The organism is Teichococcus oryzae (assembly GCF_008386565.1).
Lineage (GTDB): Bacteria > Pseudomonadota > Alphaproteobacteria > Acetobacterales > Acetobacteraceae > Pseudoroseomonas > Pseudoroseomonas oryzae.
The window spans coordinates 628,600-646,808 of sequence record NZ_VUKA01000001.1; the positions used below are offsets into that span (position 1 = coordinate 628,600).

The 18,209-nt window shown below is 68.9% G+C and carries 13 protein-coding genes; 4 read left to right on the plus strand and 9 right to left on the minus strand.

Annotated features, from left to right (window positions below):
• Nucleotides 1-27 precede the first annotated feature (27 nt).
• On the minus strand, nt 28-1,860 hold the full coding sequence (locus F0Q34_RS02915; RefSeq protein ID WP_149810622.1) for an SLC13 family permease: 1,833 nt from the start codon (nt 1,858-1,860) through the stop codon (nt 28-30).
• Between the two features lie 224 nt (nt 1,861-2,084).
• Between F0Q34_RS02915 and F0Q34_RS02920 the strand changes: the two genes are divergently transcribed.
• Nucleotides 2,085-3,080 carry a tripartite tricarboxylate transporter substrate binding protein gene (locus F0Q34_RS02920; protein WP_241665288.1) on the plus strand — a complete coding sequence of 332 codons (996 nt, stop codon included), beginning with the start codon at nt 2,085-2,087 and terminating at the stop codon, nt 3,078-3,080.
• A gap of 72 nt (nt 3,081-3,152) precedes the next feature.
• Here F0Q34_RS02920 and F0Q34_RS02925 read toward each other — a convergent pair whose 3' ends face one another.
• The 4 genes from F0Q34_RS02925 to F0Q34_RS02940 form a co-directional block, all read right to left on the minus strand.
• Nucleotides 3,153-4,247: a siderophore-interacting protein gene (locus tag F0Q34_RS02925; protein ID WP_149810623.1), complete on the minus strand. Its 1,095-nt coding sequence runs from the start codon at nt 4,245-4,247 to the stop codon at nt 3,153-3,155.
• Between the two features lie 22 nt (nt 4,248-4,269).
• Nucleotides 4,270-5,385: an ABC transporter substrate-binding protein gene (locus F0Q34_RS02930; RefSeq protein ID WP_149810624.1), complete on the minus strand. Its 1,116-nt coding sequence runs from the start codon at nt 5,383-5,385 to the stop codon at nt 4,270-4,272.
• Between the two features lie 112 nt (nt 5,386-5,497).
• A complete protein-coding gene (locus tag F0Q34_RS02935; protein ID WP_149810625.1) occupies nt 5,498-7,699 on the minus strand; it encodes a TonB-dependent siderophore receptor in 2,202 nt (733 codons plus the stop codon).
• 321 nt (nt 7,700-8,020) lie between these two features.
• Nucleotides 8,021-9,496 (minus strand): AMP nucleosidase, encoded by a 1,476-nt coding sequence (locus F0Q34_RS02940; RefSeq protein WP_149810626.1) that lies wholly within the window; start codon nt 9,494-9,496, stop codon nt 8,021-8,023.
• A 117-nt stretch (nt 9,497-9,613) separates the two neighbouring features.
• On the opposite strand from F0Q34_RS02940, the gene F0Q34_RS02945 reads away from it, so the two are divergent.
• Nucleotides 9,614-10,591 (plus strand): amidohydrolase family protein, encoded by a 978-nt coding sequence (locus F0Q34_RS02945; protein ID WP_149810627.1) that lies wholly within the window; start codon nt 9,614-9,616, stop codon nt 10,589-10,591.
• Between the two features lie 13 nt (nt 10,592-10,604).
• On the opposite strand, the gene F0Q34_RS02950 is transcribed toward F0Q34_RS02945, so the two are convergent.
• The 4 genes from F0Q34_RS02950 to F0Q34_RS22120 form a co-directional block, all read right to left on the minus strand.
• A complete protein-coding gene (locus tag F0Q34_RS02950) occupies nt 10,605-11,951 on the minus strand; it encodes an MFS transporter (protein ID WP_241665289.1) in 1,347 nt (448 codons plus the stop codon).
• Between the two features lie 361 nt (nt 11,952-12,312).
• On the minus strand, nt 12,313-13,767 hold the full coding sequence (locus F0Q34_RS02955) for an aldehyde dehydrogenase family protein (protein WP_149810628.1): 1,455 nt from the start codon (nt 13,765-13,767) through the stop codon (nt 12,313-12,315).
• Between the two features lie 106 nt (nt 13,768-13,873).
• On the minus strand, nt 13,874-14,284 hold the full coding sequence (locus tag F0Q34_RS02960; RefSeq protein ID WP_149810629.1) for a hypothetical protein: 411 nt from the start codon (nt 14,282-14,284) through the stop codon (nt 13,874-13,876).
• A gap of 73 nt (nt 14,285-14,357) precedes the next feature.
• Nucleotides 14,358-15,110 carry a lytic transglycosylase domain-containing protein gene (locus F0Q34_RS22120; RefSeq protein ID WP_241665290.1) on the minus strand — a complete coding sequence of 251 codons (753 nt, stop codon included), beginning with the start codon at nt 15,108-15,110 and terminating at the stop codon, nt 14,358-14,360.
• A 235-nt stretch (nt 15,111-15,345) separates the two neighbouring features.
• Here F0Q34_RS22120 and F0Q34_RS02970 point away from each other — a divergent pair, with 235 nt between their 5' ends.
• Nucleotides 15,346-17,238 (plus strand): ribonucleoside-diphosphate reductase subunit alpha, encoded by a 1,893-nt coding sequence (locus tag F0Q34_RS02970; protein ID WP_149810631.1) that lies wholly within the window; start codon nt 15,346-15,348, stop codon nt 17,236-17,238.
• Between the two features lie 133 nt (nt 17,239-17,371).
• Nucleotides 17,372-18,181 carry an SURF1 family protein gene (locus tag F0Q34_RS02975; protein ID WP_149810632.1) on the plus strand — a complete coding sequence of 270 codons (810 nt, stop codon included), beginning with the start codon at nt 17,372-17,374 and terminating at the stop codon, nt 18,179-18,181.
• The last annotated feature ends 28 nt before the right edge of the window (nt 18,182-18,209 follow it).

The following is an 18,209-nucleotide window of genomic DNA, read 5'->3' on the forward strand; positions in this document are numbered from 1 at the left end:
CCGGGGCGGGGCCAGGGGGCGCGGATATCACTTCAGGGGCAGCAGCCAGGGCACCAGAACAAGCGTCACCGCCATCACGAGCAGGGTGAAGGGAACCCCGATCCGCACGAAATCGCCGAAGCGGTAGCGTCCCGGGCCGAGCACCAGCGTGTTCACCGGCGAGGATACGGGCGTCATGAAGGCGGCCGAGGCGGACAGCGCGACGGTCATGGCGAAGGGGTGGGGCGAAAGCCCGAGCTGCTGCGCTGTCGCGATGGCCACGGGCGCCATCAGCACCGCCGTGGCGGTGTTGGAAATGAACAGGCCGGTCACTGCCGTCGCCGCGAACAGGCTGGCCAGCAGGGCGTGGGGGCCCGCATCCCCGACCAGCCGGATCAGGCCTTCCGCCGCCAGGGCGATGCCTCCGGTCTTCTGCAGCGCCAGCGAGAAGGGCAGCATGCCGGCGATCAGGATCACCGTCGGCCAATGGATGGAGCGATAAGCGCCGTCCAGGTCGATGCAGCGGAAGCTAAGCATTATCAGACAGCCGATCAGCGCCGCCAGCACATGGGGCACCAGGCCGCTGACCATCAGCAGGACCACCACCCCGAGACTCAGCAGGGCCTGCGGCGCGCGATCGGCGGCGGGGGAGATTTCCTCCAGGTCCTCCGGGTGGTTGAGCAGCACAAAGTCCCGCTTGCCACGCTGCGAGCGTCGCAGCGCTTCCCAGGGGCCCACCAGCAGCAGCGTGTCCCCGGTTTGCAGCCTTTCCTCAAGAAGGCCATCGCTCCAGGCCGTGCGGCCGCGGCGCAGCCCCACCACGGTGAGCCCGAAGCGGGAGCGGAACTCGCCTTCCAGGACCGATTTGCCTCGCAGGCTCGAATCCGGCGGGATGATGACTTCCGCCAGGCCAATGGCGCGGGGTTCGCCGGACGGGTCGAAGCCATCGGGGTTGACCGGATGCAGCCCCAGCTCGGCAACAGCCATGCGGAGCTGTTCGGCAGCGCCGGTGAAATGGACCGCCAGAAGATCGCCCGGCCGCACCACCGTTTCGCCCGTGGGATCGAGGAGGTCGATGCCGCCACGCTTCGGCCGCTCGACGGCCATGACATTCAGCCCGTGCTGCGAGTGCAGTTGCAGCACCTCAAGGCTGCGTCCGGCCAGGGGAGAGCCGGACCCGACGCGGAGATGATGCGCGCATTCACCCAGCCGGTAATCTTCCACCAGCCGCGACAGGGTGGGGCCGGCGGCATGCGCCGTTTCATCCGCTTCCGCCCGGCCCAGCCACCGGCGCGCAACCAGCATGTAGCCGATGCCCAGCAGCAGGATCGGCAGCCCGAAGGGCGTGAAGCTGAAGAAGCCGAAGCCCGCATGCCCTGCCCGCTGCAATTCGCTGCTGACCACCAGATTGGGTGGCGTCCCCACCAGGGTGAGCATGCCGCTGATGAGCGCGGCGAAGCTCAGCGGCATCATCAGCTGGCCGGGCGCCATGCGCAGCCGCGCGGCGATGCGCAGAACCACCGGAATGAACAGCGCCACCACCCCGGTCGAGCTCATCACCGAGCCGAGGGCGGCGACGATCAGCATCAGCAGGGCCACCAGCCTGCCGCCATTGCCGCCCGCGCGGCCCGCCAGCCAGTCTCCCAGGCGGCGGGCGATGCCGGTCCTGACCAGCCCCTCCCCGATGACGAACAGGCTTCCGATCAGCACCACGCCGGGATCGCTGAAGCCCGCCAGCGCCTCAGGCACCGTCAGAATGCCGGTCAGCTGAAGGGCGACCAGCATGATCAGCGCGACCGCATCCATGCGGGGCCGGTTGAGGGCGAACATCCCGATCGCCAGCGCCAGCAGGAAAAGCACGGTGGCGAGGTCCAGGGACAAGGCGGAACTCCTGAGCGGAAGGGGCGGCATGCCCGGCGACGTGCTGCCCTTCCCGCCGAGGCGGGCGCGGCGCAGGGAAGGTGGAGGTGGAGGCCAATCTACCGGAGCGGGGGCCAGGAGGAAGCGCCACGCCCCGGCCTGATCTCATCTTTTGGTCGCTTCCAAACCGGCGGAACGGAGTGCATTCTTCCGGGCAACAATAAACCGCCGGAGGTTCGACCCAGATGGCTCCTATTCCGATCGCGCCCCCCTTCCGCCGCCGTGGCCTGTTCGCCGCCGCGGCGGCCGGCGTCTTCGCCCCTGCGGTGCTGCGCGCCCAGGGCGCATGGCCCGACCGACCGATCCGGATGATCGTGCCCTGGCCGCCCGGCGGATCGGTCGACACCGTCACCCGCATCTTCCAGCCCCGGCTGCAGGAAGTGCTGGGCAAGCCCGTGGTCATCGAGAATCGCGGTGGCGCATCGGGCTCCATCGGCGCCATCGAGGCGGCCCGCGCGGCACCCGACGGCAGCACCTGGGTCGTGGTCTACGACACGCAGGCGACGAATGAGAGCGTCATGAAGCTCCCGTTCCGCACGCTGGAAGCCTTCGCTCCGGTGAGCCTGATCGCCACCGGCCCGTTGGCCATGGTGACGCACCACACCACCTCCTACCGGAGCTTCGAGGATGTGGTCGCGGCGGCGAAGGCGGCGCCGGACACGGTGAACTACGCGACAAGCGGCGTTGGCGGCCTTTCCCATGTGTCCACCACCCTGTTGCAGCAGGATGGCGGGTTCCGCATGGTCCATGTGCCCTACAAGGGCGCGGGCCCCGCGACGCAGGACGCCGTGGCCGGGCATGTTCCGCTCTTCATGACCAATCTTCCGGCCGTCGCGCAGCACCTGAAATCCGGTCTGCTGCGGCCGCTCGGCGTCACCACGCGGCAGGAAAGCCGCCATGTGCCCGGAACCAAGCCCTTCGCCGAGCAGGGGTTCGGGAATTTCGAGGCGGTGACCTGGTGGGCGATGCTCGGCCGCGCCGGCACGCCGGCCCCGATCGTGGAGCGGATGCACGCGGCATTGACCCAGGTGCTGAACGAGCCCGCGGTGAAAAGCAAGATCGAGGAACAGGGCGCGGACATCGTGGCATCCGGGCCCGAACAATGCGGCAGCTTCCTCGCGGCCGAGATCGAGAAATGGGGTGCGGTGATCCGCAAGGCCGGCATCACAGCGGATTCCTGACCGCCGGGGCCAGGGCGGGGCGGCCCCGGCAGGGAAGCCGGCCCCGGGCTTCACCGGCGACGGCGAAGGGTCTCAGTCCTGATCGTCTTCCGCGCTTCCTTCCGCGACACCACGGCGCCAATAGGCCGCTGCGCGGAAACGCCCCTTCCGCAAGCGGTCCTGGCCACCCCAATGGGTGCGGAGGGACCGCGCGGTTTCCGCTTCGCAGGCGGCCCAGATCGCGATGTCATCATGCTCCGGCAGGTCCTGGCCCAGCGCGGCCTGCAACAACATGGCGCCGCAAGGGGCGCCGTCGCGGAACAGCCAGCGCAGCGAAACGCCCGGCGGATGCGCGAGATCCTGCCGTTCCGCGGCATCGGCGACCTCGATCATCGCCACGCCCCGCGCATCCGGCGCCATGCCCTCCAGGGCACGGGCAATGGCGGGAAGGGCGGTTTCGTCGCCGGCCATCATGGTCCAGCCGCGGACGGGGATGTCGCCGCCGCCGGGGCCGGTGAGCCCCAGCCAGTCGCCCGGCCGCGCCCGCAGCGCGAAGCGCGAGCCCGGGCTGGCATCGCCATGGAGAACGAAGTCTATGTCCAGCTCGCCGGCGGCGGCATCGATGCGGCGGATTGTGTAGGTCCGGCGCGTCAGGGCGCAGCCATCGAAGATCGCCTGCCCGCTCGGGCTTTGCCGGGGCCAAAGGGGCTCCCCATCCGGGCCATGACCCGACCCCTCGCCCGGAATCAGGATCTTCACATGCATCATTCGGGACTCGAAGCGGTGGAGGTCCGGCGCCCGCAGCGTGATGCGGCGCATGCGCGGCGTGATGTCGCAGCTTCGCAGAACACGGACGGCGCGGAAATTATGCGGCCGACTGCCGGGCTGCACGGCGCCGGCACCGGCCCAGACGATCCCGAGAGCCTCGTCGGGCGCAAAGGCCTCCAGATGCCCCGCGACGCTTGCCTTGGCATCCGAAAGCAGATCCAGGCTTTCCGCCTCGATGCGGAGCGCGATGCCGCCATCCTCCAGCCGCAGCAGCGCCTTTCCGCCAGGGAAGGCGACCTGCGACGCGGCGAGTGGCCCCTCGGCCGTCAGGCCGTGCTCCACCATGTGCTCCAGGAATTTTTCCAGCAATGCCGCCGGTGCGGCGGCATGGGCGCGAGCTTCGGCGATGAATGGCGTCACAAGGAATATCCTTCCCGCAAGGTCACAATGCTCCGGCCGGCAGGTCCACCCAATGCGTGCCCTGCATCGGTATGGACAGGAAGCGGTCGTTGAGGGCGGCCATGGTGGCCGCCGGGTCCAGGTCGCCGCACCGTTCCGGATGGAACCAGCGGGCCAATGCCTGCAGCATCAGCACATGCGCAGGCGTGTCGTTGAAGCCGTGCCAGATGGCATGGGCGCGGCCCTGACGGATGGCGGACAGGCTTTCCAGATGGTCGCGCCTGATCACGTCGGCGAATTCGCGCAGCGCGCCTTCCGCCGTGACGCCGGCACCCAGGGAGATGCCGCCACGGCCGGCGTAAGGTCCGCCGGTGGCCACGTAGATGCGCGGGTCCTGCGTGATGACATGCTCCAGGGACAGGTCGCCGGTCGCGCCCGGCAGCAGGTCGGCGCCGATATTGTGGCCGCCCGCGAAGCGGATCATGGTGTTGAAGGCGCCTTGCCCGGGCGAGGCGCAACAGGGCGTCCCGCCCGCATGCGCATGGATCAGGACCTTGGGCCGCGCCGTGGGCAGGCCCTGGAGCCGGGCCGAGATAGCGTCAAGCTGCCCGGCATAGAAGCTGTCGAACTGCGCCGCGCGTTCGGGCGCGCCGAGAGCCTGCCCCAGCACGGCCATGCTGGGCCGCGTGTTCGCCATCGGGTCCTCGAAGAAATCGATGACCACGGAGGGTATGCCGAAGGCGGCGAGTTGATCCGCCATGCCGTCGCCCAGCAGCCGGAGAAGGGCGCGGCTGAACACCACCAGATCCGGCCGGGACTGCATGATGCTCTCGATCAGGAAGCCGGTGGCCAGCCCGCGGCCAATCACGGGAATGGCCTCCGCCTGGGGAAAGCGCGCGCGCACGGCCGCGTAATCCGGTGGATTCATGCGCCGGAGATCATCGCCCCAGCCGACCAGCAGGGACACCGGATCGGGATGCAGCAAGGCGACGGCCAGGATGTGCCGTGCCTGCAGGAGGATGATGCGCCGCGCGGGCCGCGCCAGGCTCACCCGGCGGCCCAGAATATCGGTCAACCCGACCGGCGCGGCGGCGCGGGCGAGGTGCGGTGCCACAAGGGCGGGCGCGACAAGCGCCTGCAACAGGCCACGGCGCTTCATGCCGGGCTTCCCTGCGGCAACAAGGCGGGATGGCCCTGGCCGGGCGGCGGTGCCTCCGGCCGGGCCTTGCCGATCCGGTGAAGGCTCCGCGCCAGGCCGCTGCGCGCCCTTCCTACCACCGGGCGCGGACCGAGCCGAGGATGAGGCGGCCGGTGCCGAAATAGCAGGCCGTGGCCGAGGAGCAGCTGGCCACGTAGTCCTTGTCGCCGATGTTCTGCGCGTTGACGGCGAGTTCCACGCCCTTCGCGCTTTCGAAGCGCGCCCCGAGGTCGTAGCGCAGCGCGGCATCGAACAACGTCACCGCATCGACCTTGAAGGTGTTGGTGTCGTTGCCGTAGGTCGAGCCGATGAAGCGCGTGCCGCCACCGAGGGATAGGCCGCGCAGCGGGCCGTCGCGGAAGCTGTAATTGGCCCAGCCGCTCGCGATGTGGTTCGGCACCTGCGGCACGCGGTTGCCGGCCACGCCCGCCGCGCTGCTCTTGGTGACCTCGGCATCGATGTAGGAATAGGCGCCGATCAGATCCAGGCTGTCGCTCAGACTGGCGCGGCCTTCCAGCTCGATGCCGCGGGAGCGGATCTCGCCCTGCTGCACGGAATAGGTGGCGTAGAGCGGATCGGCGGTCAGCACGTTCTGCTGCGTGATGTGGTAGGCGGCGAGCTGCACGAAGCTGTTGCGGCCCGGCGGCTGGTACTTCACGCCGACCTCGTACTGCTCGCCCGTCGTGGGCGAGAAGGTGCCGCCGCCGCGCTGCGGCGCCGCCGTGCCCGTGTTGGGCAGGAAGGAGGTGGAATAGCTGGCATAGGGCGCCACGCCATTGTCGAACAGGTAAAGGGCGCCGGCCCGCCAGGTCACCTTGTCGTCGAACTGGGATTCCTGGGCGGCGTTGGCGCCGCTCGCCAGATGCGTGGTGGTGCCGATGCTGGCGCGGTCGTAGCGGAGGCCGAGATTGAAGCGCCAGCGGCCTAGCGCGACCTGATCCTGCACGTAGAAGCCCAGCTGATCCAGTTCCTGGTTGGTCAGGCCGGCGGGTGTTGTGAAGATCGGCGGGATCGGCTGGTGGTAGACCGGCGCGAACAGGTCGATGGAAGGGGCGGGGCCCATGCCCTGCCGCGCGCGGCTGGAGGTGCGCTGCCAGTCGGCGCCGAACAGCATGGTGTGGCGCAGGGCGCCGGTGGTGAAGTCGGCCTGCGCCTGGTTGTCCAGCGCGAAGGCGTTGGCATGATCGGAAACAAAGGTGGCGCCGCGATTTCCGGTCCGGTTGTTGGCCACCGACCGCACGGAAAGAACGTAGACCTCCGCGTCGATGTGCGAATAGCGGAAGTTCTGACGCACCTTCCAGACATCGTCGAGGCGGTGCTCGAACTGGTAGCCGATGGCGGCCTGGGTGCGGTGGTAGCGGTCATAGGCCGGGTCGCCGCCGAAGAAGTTGCGGCGGATGGTGCCAACCGGGTTGGGCAGCACGGTGCCGGAGGCCGGCACGAAATTGTAGAAGCCACCCTCGGGGTCGTGCTGGTAGGAGGCCAGGACCGTGACGCTGGTGTTGTCATCCGGGCGCCAGGTGAGGGCGGGCGCGATCGCGATCCGCTCCTCCTCCGTGTGGTCGTACTGGGTGTCGGACCTCCGGGCGATGCCGGTGAGGCGGTAGAGAAGGGTGCCGTCCTCGGTGAGCCGGCCGCCAAGGTCGAAGGCGGTCTGCATCAATGCGTGGCTGCCGGCTTCCAGCCGCACCTCATTGACGTGGTCCGCGCTGGGACGGCGGCTGACCAGGTTCACCAGTCCGCCGGCGCCGGTCTGGCCATACAGCACGGAAGCCGGGCCACGCAGCACCTCGATGCGCTCCAGCAGCCAGGGATCGGTGTTGGGCACGCCGAAATACAGGCCGCGGCCCTGGCGCAATCCGTCGAGGAAGTTGACGAAGGCGGCGTTGGTGCCCTGTCCGCCGAAGCCGCGCACGAACACGCTGTCATAGCGGGCGGAGGGACGAATCTCGCCCAGCACGCCGGCAGTGTAGCGCAGCGCCTGGGACACGCTTTGCGCCGCCTGGTCGTCGATCTGGTCGCGCGTCACCACGCCCACCGATTGCGGCGCCTCGATCAGCGGCGTGTCGGTCTTGGAGCCGGTGGTGGTGACCGGCGCCACATAGCCGGGCACGCTTTCCCAGGAACGCCACGCCGTGGCCTGAACATCGACCGGCGGCAGGACAAGGACGGAATCATTCGCGGTTCCGGATTGCGCACGAGCCGGCGGGCCCCACCCGAGCAGGCAGCACATGGCGGCCGAGGCCAGCAGGAAGGAGCGGGAGGAGCGGGTCATGCGGGATCTCGAAACGGATGGGGCACAGCTTCATGCCACTATTGAGAATGCCTCGCAATGGCATCTCTCATCTTTAGCCTGGCTGTTTCCAAAGGGGACGTGGCCTGTTTCCTGATCCCGGTGACGAGCCCTGGGGGCCTTGCCGGTCGAGGCGGAAGGAAGGGCAGGAGCTTTCGGAACGTTTGGAGAACTGCCGCCCATCCGCCCGCTTATCCCCAGATTGCGGGGATAGGGTTGTGGATAGCTGCGTGGATCACGCGTTCACCGCATGGGGATGAACGCGCGGTCCTACACGCCCCGGAGGGGCCAGGGCGGGCCGCTTCAGCGGAATGGCGGCTCGTCGAAGGCACGCAGCTTGCGGGAATGCAACGCCGTCAACTGTTCCCGCAGGATGTCGAAGGTGGCGATGCCGATCGCCAGGTGCTCGCTGACGGCGCGCTGGTAGAAGGCGGTGGCGGCGCCGGGCAGCTTGATCTCGCCATGCAGCGGCTTGTCGGACACGCAAAGCAGCGTGCCATAGGGCACGCGCAGCCGGTATCCCTGCGCCGCCAGCGTCCCGCTTTCCATGTCCACGGCAATGGCGCGGGACAGGTTGATGCGCAGCCGCTCCTGGGTGAAGCGCAGTTCCCAGTTGCGGTCGTCATAGGACACCACGGTGCCGGTGCGCAGCCGCCGCTTCAGCGCCGCTCCTGCTTCCCCGGTCACGGCGGCGGCGGCCTGCTGCAACGCCACCTGCACCTCCGCCAGGGCGGGGACGGGGATCTCGGGCGGCAACAGGTCGTCCAGGATGCGGTCCCGCCGCAGATAGCCATGCGCCAGCACGTAGTCGCCAATCTCCTGGCTTTGCCGCAGCCCGCCGCAATGGCCGATCATCAGCCAGCAATGCGGCCGCGTCACCGCCAGATGGTCGGTGATGGTCTTGGCGTTGGAGGGGCCGACGCCGATGTTGACGATGGTGATGCCATCCGCGCCATCGGCCCGGTGCAGGTGATAGGCCGGCATCTGGAAGCGCTGCCAGGGCGCCTCGGCCACCGAAGCCAGGGCCGAGGCCTGGTCCTGCCCACGGGTCACGGCACCGCCGCCGGGCAGCACCAGCCGGTCATAGGGGCTGTCCGGCCGCGCCAGCTCCTCCAGCGCCCAATCCACGAACTGCCCGATATAGCGCTGGTAGTTGGTCAGCAGGATCCAGGGCCGCAGGTCGCGCCAATCCGTGCCGGTGTAGTGTTGCAGCCGCCGCAGCGAGTAATCCACCCGCGCCGCGTCGAACAGCGACAGCGGCAGCGGCTCGCTTTCCCGGAAGCGCCACAGGCCGTCCGCCACCTCGTCTCCCACGGCCGAAAGCATGGGAACCGGGAAGTGCCGCGCCAGGGCCGCGGCCGAGACGCCGCCGCGCGCCAGCTCGTCGCCGCCCTCCAGGACATAGGGATAGGGGATCTCCCGGTCGCTGGGGCTGACTGACACGGTGGCGCCATATTCCGCCATCAGCGGCCGCAACTGTTCCAGCAGGTAGCGGCGGAAGGCGGCGGGCTGGGTGATGGTGGTGATATAGTCGCCGGGACTTTGCAGCTTGGCCCAGGCGCGGCGGGTCTGGGGCGGCGGCCCTTCAGGCTGCCAGCGCAGCGTCAGGGCGGGGTAGCGGAAGGCCGCCCGCTCGGCCGCATCGGGCGGCGCGCCGCCCGCGATGAATCGGTCCAGCGCGGCCCGTTCCGCCTCCACCGCTTCATCATAGAGGGCTTCCAGGGCATCGACGGCCGCTTCGGGGCTGTCGCAGACGGAACCGGGGAGGGAGCTGCTCATGCAGAAAGGATATAGGCCGGCGCCGGACGCGGAGGTAGGCCGTTGCGTCCCGTGCGGCGGCGGTCCAGCCTGCGCTATCCGCCACATCAGATGGCGGCCCAAAAAGGAGATTCGCCCATGATGACGCGCCGAGAAGGATTGTTCCTGGCTGGAGCGCTGAGTGTCGCGGCCCATGGCAGGGCCGGCAACGCCGCCACGGCCATGGCCCCCACCGTGCAAACGCCTGTTGCCTTCACCCCGCCGCCAGGCTCCTGCGACTGCCACACCCATGTATTCCCCGACCCGGCGCGCTTTCCGTTCTGGAGCGGCCGGGCCTACACCCCGCCCATCGCCACCGCAGACCACCTTCTGGCCTTGCAGAAGGCCATGGGGCTGGACCGCGTGGTGATCGTGCAGCCCAGCGTCTACGGCACCGACAATTCCGCCACGCTGGACGGGATGCGGCAGCTCGGGCCGAAGCGGGCGCGCGGCGTGGCGGTGATCGGCGCCGACACCACTCCGCAGGTCCTGGACAGCATGCATGCCGCCGGCATCCGTGGCATCCGCGTCAATCTGGAAACCGGCGGCGTCACCGACCCGGCTGCCGCCGGCCGCATCCTGGATGATGCGCTGGCCCGCATCCAGGGGCGCCCTTGGCACCTCCAGGTCTATGCGCGGCTGCCTCTGGTGGCGGCGCTGCAGGAGCGGCTTTCCGCCCTGCCCATGCCGGTGGTGTTCGATCATTTCGCCGGCGCCCAGGCGGCGCAGGGCGTGGAGCAGCCGGGCTTCGCGGCGGTGCTCGGCCTGGTGAAGGCCGGCCGCGCCTATGTGAAGATTTCCGGCGCCTACCGCGCCTCCAGCGAGGCGCCGGATTATCCGGCCGTGGCGCCGCTGGCGCGGGCCCTGGTGGCGGCGAACCCCGAGCGCATCGTCTGGGGCACCGACTGGCCGCATCCGGACAGCGCCACCCTGGCGGGCCGCAAGCCCACCGACATCGCGCCCCCCATGCCGGTCGATGACGGACGGGTGCTGAACCTGCTGGCCGAATGGGTGCCGGATGAGGCGGCGCGCCGGGCCATCCTGGTGGACAACCCGGCGCGGCTCTACGACTTCTGAAAAGGGCGGCGCGTCATTCCGCTGGCTGCTGGGCCTGGCGGTGCGGCGCGCCCCGCCTTTCCAGCAGCAGGATCAGCAGGATCGACATGATCGGCAGGGCGGCCATGAACAGCAGGCCATAGTAATCGCCGCCGGAGTAGTCCTTGATGATACCGAAGATCTGCGGCCCGAAATAGCCGCCGAGATTGCCCACCGAGTTGATCCAGGCAATGCCAGCCGCCGCGGCGGCGCCGCTGAGGAAGGCGGTGGGCAGCGACCAAAAGATCGGCAATGCCGCGAAGATGCCGAAGCTGGCGAGCGCCAGGCCCAGCATCTTCAGCATCAGCCCGTCATTGCTGGCGGCGATCAGCAGGCCGGCGGTGGCGCAGGCGGCGGCGAAGATGGTGGTCCATTTCCGCTCCTGCAGCCGGTCGGAGAAGAAGCCCCACAGCACCATGGTCACCGCGCCGACGGCGAAGGGGAAGGCGTTGACGAAGCCAAGCTCCACATTGGACAGGTTGCCGATCGCCTGGATGATCTGCGGCTGGAAGAAGCCCAGCGTGTAGAGCGGCGACACCAGCCCGAGATAAACCAGGCCATAGGCGATGATGCGCGGGTTCAGCAGGGTCTGCCACCATTCGTAGCGCACCACGGCCTCGCGCTGGCGCTCCTCCTCGCGCAGCGTGGCGGCGAGCCACTGCTTCTCCTCCCCGGTCAGCCACTTCGCCTCGGCGGGGCGATCCGTCAGGTACCACAGCACGCCGGCCGTCAGCAGCAGCGCCGGGATCGCCTCGATGATGAACATCCACTGCCAGCCATGCAGGCCCCAGATGCCGTCCATGTTCAGCAGGTAGCCCGATACCGGCGAGCCCAGCGCGGAGGAGAACGGAATGGCGAACATGAACCAGCCGACGATGCGGCCGCGATAAGCCGTAGGGAACCACAGCGTCAGATAGAAGATGACACCAGGGAAGAAGCCAGCCTCGGCGGCGCCGAGCAGCACGCGCACCACGATCAGGCTGGTCTCGCTGCCGACAAAAGCCTGCGCCCCGGACAGCAGGCCCCAGGTGAACATGATGCGCGCGATCCACAGCCTCGCGCCGAAGCGGTTCAAGGCCAGGTTGCTGGGCACCTCGAAGGCGAAATAGGCCAGGAAGAAGACGCCTGCGGCAAGGCCGAAAGCACTGGCACTGAGGCCAAGATCGGCCCGCATCCCAGGGCCGGCGAAACCGATGTTCACGCGGTCCAGATAGGAAATGAAGTAGCAGACGATCAGGAAAGGCAGAAGGCGCCACGCCACCTTGCCCATGGTGCGGCGCTCCACCTCGCTGACCGTTGTCGGGCCGCGTGCAGCGGAACCTTCGCCAGAAGCTGCGCCCATCGCGCTTTCCCCCATCATGTCATGGCTTGTCGGCTATGGCCGGATGGCGGCTTTTGCAGCAGATCGTTGTTTCCGTCGAGGGTTCATGTCACGCGCGGCATCGGGCAAGGCAAAGCCTGAGGCGCACCGTCCAGCCTTGCGTCTTGGGCGATCTGACGGACATGAGAGCCGCGTGATGCACGGGAAATGTACGGCACGGCCAATGTGCCCGGTTGGTGCGGGCAGGGCGCGGCGGGCCATTCGGCCAGGACCTGCGGCGACACGCCCACTTCGCCGCTGGCCACGACGTTGCGCGTGCCGCCCGAACTTCGGCTCGCCACCTGGAACAATGGCGATCCGATGCCCGATCCCCTGGGTGTCCTCAGCCGTGACGGATCGCGATGGTCTTCAGCGAGGCAAAGGAATACAGCGCCTCAAAGCCCTTTTCCCGCCCATGACCGGACCGCTTGACGCCGCCAAAGGGCAGCTCCACGCCGCCGCCGGCGCCATAGTTGTTGATGAAAACCTGCCCTGTCTGGATGCCGCGCGCCATGCGCATGGCGCGGCCGACATCGGCGGTCCAGACGCCGGCTACCAGCCCGTAATCGGTGCCGTTGGCGATGGCCAGCGCCTCCTCCTCGTCCTTGAACGGGATCACCACCTGCACGGGGCCGAAGATTTCTTCCTGTGCCAGACGCGAATCCACCGAGGCGCCCGCCACCAGCGTCGGCTGCACGTAATAGCCACCGGAGGGCGCACCGGATGCGAGGCTGCCCTGGGCCGCCACAACCAGCCCGTCGCGCGGCACGCAGTCGAGATAGCCACGCACGATCTCCTGCTGCCGGGCCGAGACCAGGGGACCCATGTCGAGATCGTCCGCGGCAGGGCCGACGCGCAGCGCCTTGTAGCGCTCCGCCATGGCGGCGAGCACGCGGTCATGCACCGAGCTTTGTACCAGGATGCGCGACGCGGCCGAGCAGGTCTGGCCGGCATTCTGGATGCCCGCATTCACCAGGAAGGGCAGAGCGGCCTCCAGGTCGGCATCGGCGAACACGATCTGCGGCGACTTGCCGCCGAGCTCCAGCGTCACCGGCACGGCGTTCTTCGCCGCCGCCGCCTGCACCAGCGTGCCCACCGCCACCGAGCCGGTGAAGGAGATGTGGTTGATGCCGCGATGCGCCGACAGGGCGGCGCCGGCTTCCTCGCCCGTGCCGGAAACAAGGTTCACCGCGCCGGCCGGGAAGCCGGCTTCCTGGGCGATGCGGGCATAGGCGATGGCGGTGAGGCAGGCTTCCTCGGCCGGCTTGATCACCACCGCATTGCCCATGGCCAGCGCCGCGGTAACGGAGCGGCCGATGATCTGCATCGGATAGTTCCACGGCACGATGTGGCCGGTGACGCCGAGCGGCTCATGCACCGTCATCACCGTGTAGCCATCCAGATAGGGGATGGTGTCGCCATGCAGCTTGTCGGCGGCGCCGCCATAGAATTCGAGGTAGCGCGCCAGCGCCAGCGCGTCGGCCTTGGCCTGGCGCAGCGGCTTGCCGACATCCAGTGCTTCCAGCCGGGCCAGCTCGTCCGCCCGCTCCAGCACGATGCGCGACATGGTGAACAGCAGCCGGCCACGCTCGGCCGCCGTCATGCGCCCCCAGGCGCCCCGCCGGGCTTCCTGCGCCGCCGCCACGGCACGGTCGATGTCGCTTGCATCGCTGCGCGCGATGGCGGCGAGCCTGCTGCCATCGGACGGATTGAGCAGCGGCATGGTCTCGCGCCCGACAGGCTCGTGCCACTCGCCGCCGATCAGGTTGAGGCGCGTATCGAACGGAACGGCTTCCATCTCCGGGCTTCCTCCATGAGGGTTCTGGGCACCCGGCCACGGCCGGGAATCCGCATGAAGTATCGCCAACAGGCGCCTGCGCCAACCGTTCCCGATCGGGGCGGCGTTAGCGGCAGTTCTCGCCCTGGCGGCGGAAATCCAGCACCCGTCCGTCGCGGATCTCGAAGGTCACAAGGCAGGGCTGCGCTTCATAGCCGCCTCCCAGCGGTATGCCGATGCCGATGCCGGTGCCGAACCCGCTGCCATGGTGACCCCCGCTGAAGCTGCCGCCGCCAACGCCGAAGCTGAAGCCGGAAGAGGCCGGCGCCGCCTCGCTGCTGAAATCATATCCCAGGAAGCGCCGGCCTTCAGACTCGTAGACGCGATGCGGCACTCCCAGGCCTTCCACCAGCCGCACCTCTGGCTGGCCGACATAGCTGGCCATGTTGTGGTCGAACTCGGCCGTCCCGCCGCCCGCGCAGGCGGCAAGCAGCGTCAGGCCCAGCAGCAGGGCGGCGCGGGTGAGGGGCTGGCGCATGGTCTGGGTCCTCTGCTCACGGATGCAACGTGGGGCCGCGACAGGCGGTTGCCGGCCCGGGCGGTGTCCGGCTTCAACGGCCCGCCAGCCTTTCCGGCCGCAGGCAGACCAGGCGCGGCTTGCGCGCGGCGGGCGGCACGGGCACGGCGCGGTTGGCCCGGCGCGCCTCCAGCGTCATGAAGCGGCGGGCCTCCTGCGCGCCGCCAAATAGCAGGGCAGGGCGCAGCCCGGCGGCGCACACATCGCCCACCGCTTCCCGTGACAGCGGCACCGGGCCGCCGCCGCCCCACGCCTTGCCCAGCCGCGCCAGGGCGACGCGGCGGCTATAGGCCAGGCCGCGCTCCGCCTCGCCGGAATGGTAGCGGCCGATGGCGGTGCCCCAATCCCCCGTCTGCGCCTGCAGCGAGCGCAGGAACCGCGCGGCGTAGCGCAGATTGGCCGCGGGATCGAAGGCTTCCTCCAGGCTGGAAAAGGCATCCGGGTGGTGCAGGAGGTTGACCTGCATGCAACCCACATCGATGGAGCGCACGCCGCGCTCCTGGATTTGCCGCACGCGGCTGATGGCGGCCGCCTTGCTGGGGGCGTAATAGCTCTGGCCCTCGGCGTTGACCGACCAGGGCCAGGGCTGTGGCGACCCGGTGGGGCTGCGCCGCCCGGTTTCCACCAGGGCGATGGCGGCCAGCAGGCCGGGCGGAACGCCGGCGCCGGGCTCGGCGGCGGCGATGGCCTGGCGGCAAGCGGCCCAGTCATCCGATTCGGCCCGTGCCCCGCTGTGCAGGGACAGGAACATGGCCAGCAGCGCGGCGGAGGCCAAATGGCGGAGCATCCGCTGCTGCTGCCTGCGGCGGCGCCGTTCGGCAAGGGCCATGTTGATCACGAAACGGCGCCCAAAGGCTTGTCGGCACTGGGAGTCGCGGCGACGGGTGGCGGCATGCAAGCCCAATCTTGGTGTCACCGCGCAAATTCACATACCATATGTGGGTTAAGAAGGTGTTGAAGCGGGATGCGGCAGGGTGCAAAGGTGCGCCCGATCTGCCCCAGCCTTTCGAGGGATTCGTACCTTGCTCGATGCCGTTCAGCTTGCCGCCGATATTCAGCTTGCCGGGCATGGCCAGGTCCGCGTGGATCGCTCCCGCGATGCGTTGCTGACCGATTTCGGCAAGGCCACGCTCGACGACCGCTACCTGATGCCGGGCGAATCCTACCAGGACCTGTTCGCCCGCGTCGCCAGCGCCTATGGCGACGACGCGGCGCATGCCCAGCGCATCTACGACTACATCTCGAAGCTGTGGTTCATGCCGGCGACGCCGGTGCTGTCGAATGGCGGCACCTCCCGCGGCCTGCCGATCTCCTGCTTCCTGAACGAGGCGAATGACAGCCTGAACGGCATCGTCGACCTCTGGAACGAGAATGTCTGGCTGGCCTCCAAGGGCGGCGGCATCGGCTCCTACTGGGGCAATCTGCGCTCGATCGGCGAGAAGGTCGGGCAGAACGGCAAGACCTCCGGCATCATCCCCTTCATCCGTGTCATGGACAGCCTGACCCTGGCGATCAGCCAGGGCTCGCTGCGGCGCGGCTCGGCGGCGGTTTACCTGCCGGTCTCGCACCCTGAGATCGAGGAATTCGTGGATATGCGCCGCCCCACCGGCGGCGACCCGAACCGCAAGGCGCTGAACCTGCACCACGGCATCCTGGTTCCCGATGCCTTCATGCGCGCGGTTGAAGCCGATGAGGAATGGGCGCTCACCTCGCCCAAGGATGGCGCGGTGATCCGCAAGATCTCGGCGCGCTCGCTGTGGATCCGCATCCTGATGGCGCGGATCGAGCAGGGCGAGCCCTACATCATCTATTCCGACCATGTGAACCGCGCCCAGCCCGAGCACCAGAAGCTGGCAGGGCTGGAAGTGAAGACCTCCAACCTTTGCTCGGAGATCACCCTGCCCACCGGGCGCGACCAGCACGGCCAGGAGCGGACGGCGGTGTGCTGCCTGTCCTCCCTGAACCTCGAGACCTGGTTCGAGTGGAAGGACGAGCCGCGCTTCATCCCCGACGTGATGCGCTTCCTCGACAACGTGTTGCAGGACTTCATCGACAAGGCGCCGGATTCCATGGCGCGCGCCAAGTACAGCGCCATGCGGGAACGCTCCGTCGGCCTCGGCGTGATGGGCTTCCATTCCTTCCTGCAATCGCAGAACGTGCCGTTCGAGAGCGTCATCGCCAAGGTTTGGAACAAGCGGATGTTCAAGCACATCCGCGAACAGGCCGATGCCGCTTCCCGCCTGCTGGCCGATGAGCGCGGGCCATGCCCGGACGCGGCTGAGTACGGCTTCAACGAGCGTTTCTCCAACAAGATGGCGATCGCGCCCACCGCGTCGATCTCCATCATCTGCGGCGGCGCCTCGCCGGGAATCGAGCCGATCGCGGCGAATGTGTACAACCACAAGACGCTGTCCGGCTCCTTCATCGTGCGCAACCCGTACCTGAAGAAGGTGCTGGCGAAGCATGGCCGCGATGACGAGGACACCTGGACGCTGGTGACGGTGAACAAGGGCAGCGTGCAGCACCTCGACTTCCTCAGCGAACAGGAAAAGGCGGTGTTCAAGACCGCCTTCGAGCTTGACCAGCGCTGGGTGGTCGAGCATGCCGCCGACCGCACGCCCTTTATCTGCCAGTCGCAGTCGGTGAACCTGTTCCTGCCGGCGGATGTGCACAAGCGCGACCTGCACCAGATCCACTACCAGGCGTGGAAGAAGGGCGTGAAGTCGCTCTACTACTGCCGTTCGCTGTCCATCCAGCGTGCCGACACCATCAGCGAGAAGGTCGCTGTCCAGCCCACGCTCGGCTTCGCCGCGGCGACCAGCCTGGAGGCGGTGCTGCCCGGCGCGCCCCCGCTCGCCGCGCGGGCCGTGGCCGGGGAAGGCACCAATTACGAGGAATGCCTAGCCTGCCAGTAAGTCCCTGACCCAGGATGACCTGGGCCAGGGAGCCGGCGCCGCTTCGGAGGCCGCTTCCCTGGCCCGGCATCCCGCGCTGTTTGCTGAGGCTGGATTGACCCCGCCGCGCCCGCGCCGTTAACCCGGCAGGGCGATGAACGCCGAAGCACCCTCGTCCCCCGCATTGCTGGAGCCGCCGGAGCGGCCGCGGTCTTTCTGGTTTCTTGCGGGCCTGTCGGCGCTGGCATTGCTGCTCCTGGCCGGCTTCATCGCCCTAGGCAACTGGCAGATGGCCCGGCGGACCTGGAAGCTCGACCTCATCTCCCGGGTGGAGGGGCGGGTGAACGCGCCGCCGGCCGTGCCGCCGGGCCCGGCGGAGTGGCCGGGCCTGACCGCCGCCGGGGCCGAGTACCGCGCTCTCCAGGTCACGGGCCGCTTCCTTCCCGGGCAGGACACGCTGGTCGACGCCAACACGCAGCGTGGCCCCGGCCATTGGGTGATGAGCCCGCTGCTGAGCGAGCAGGGCTTCATCCTGATGGTCAATCGCGGCTTCGCGGGCGGCGAGCGGGGCTCCGAAACCGGCCCGCCCGGTCCGGTTCCGGAAGGCGTGGTGCGCTTCACCGGCCTGCTGCGGTGGGACGAGCCGGGCGGCGCCCTGTGGCGGCCCAATGAACCCGGGGCCGGCCGCTGGTATTCCCGCGACGTGGCTGCCCTGGCACGCGCGCGAAAGCTGGGGCCGCAGCCTGTCGCGCCCTATTTCGTCGATGCCCGTCCAGCCCCCGGCCTGCCGAGCCCGCCTGTCGCGGGCATGACGCCTCTCGATTTTCCCAACAACCACCTGGTCTATGCCATCACCTGGTATGGCCTGGCACTGATGGTGGTGGGCGGGATGGGCGTGGTGGGGCGGCATGAATGGAAGCTGCGCCAGGAACAGGGCAGGCAGGACATCCCGCGGCCCGAATAGAGCGCAGGGCCAGGCGACAGTTCTCCCC

Coding starts and splice junctions, on each gene's coding strand:
- F0Q34_RS02935 (WP_149810625.1), bottom strand. CDS start 7,699: ATGACCCGCTCCTCCCGCTCCTTCCTGCTGGCCTCGGCCGCCATGTGC.
- F0Q34_RS02940 (WP_149810626.1), bottom strand. CDS start 9,496: ATGAGCAGCTCCCTCCCCGGTTCCGTCTGCGACAGCCCCGAAGCGGCC.
- F0Q34_RS02920 (WP_241665288.1), top strand. CDS start 2,085: ATGGCTCCTATTCCGATCGCGCCCCCCTTCCGCCGCCGTGGCCTGTTC.
- F0Q34_RS02960 (WP_149810629.1), bottom strand. CDS start 14,284: ATGCGCCAGCCCCTCACCCGCGCCGCCCTGCTGCTGGGCCTGACGCTG.
- F0Q34_RS02975 (WP_149810632.1), top strand. CDS start 17,372: ATGAACGCCGAAGCACCCTCGTCCCCCGCATTGCTGGAGCCGCCGGAG.
- F0Q34_RS02950 (WP_241665289.1), bottom strand. CDS start 11,951: ATGGGCGCAGCTTCTGGCGAAGGTTCCGCTGCACGCGGCCCGACAACG.
- F0Q34_RS02955 (WP_149810628.1), bottom strand. CDS start 13,767: ATGGAAGCCGTTCCGTTCGATACGCGCCTCAACCTGATCGGCGGCGAG.
- F0Q34_RS02945 (WP_149810627.1), top strand. CDS start 9,614: ATGATGACGCGCCGAGAAGGATTGTTCCTGGCTGGAGCGCTGAGTGTC.
- F0Q34_RS22120 (WP_241665290.1), bottom strand. CDS start 15,110: ATGCTCCGCCATTTGGCCTCCGCCGCGCTGCTGGCCATGTTCCTGTCC.
- F0Q34_RS02930 (WP_149810624.1), bottom strand. CDS start 5,385: ATGAAGCGCCGTGGCCTGTTGCAGGCGCTTGTCGCGCCCGCCCTTGTG.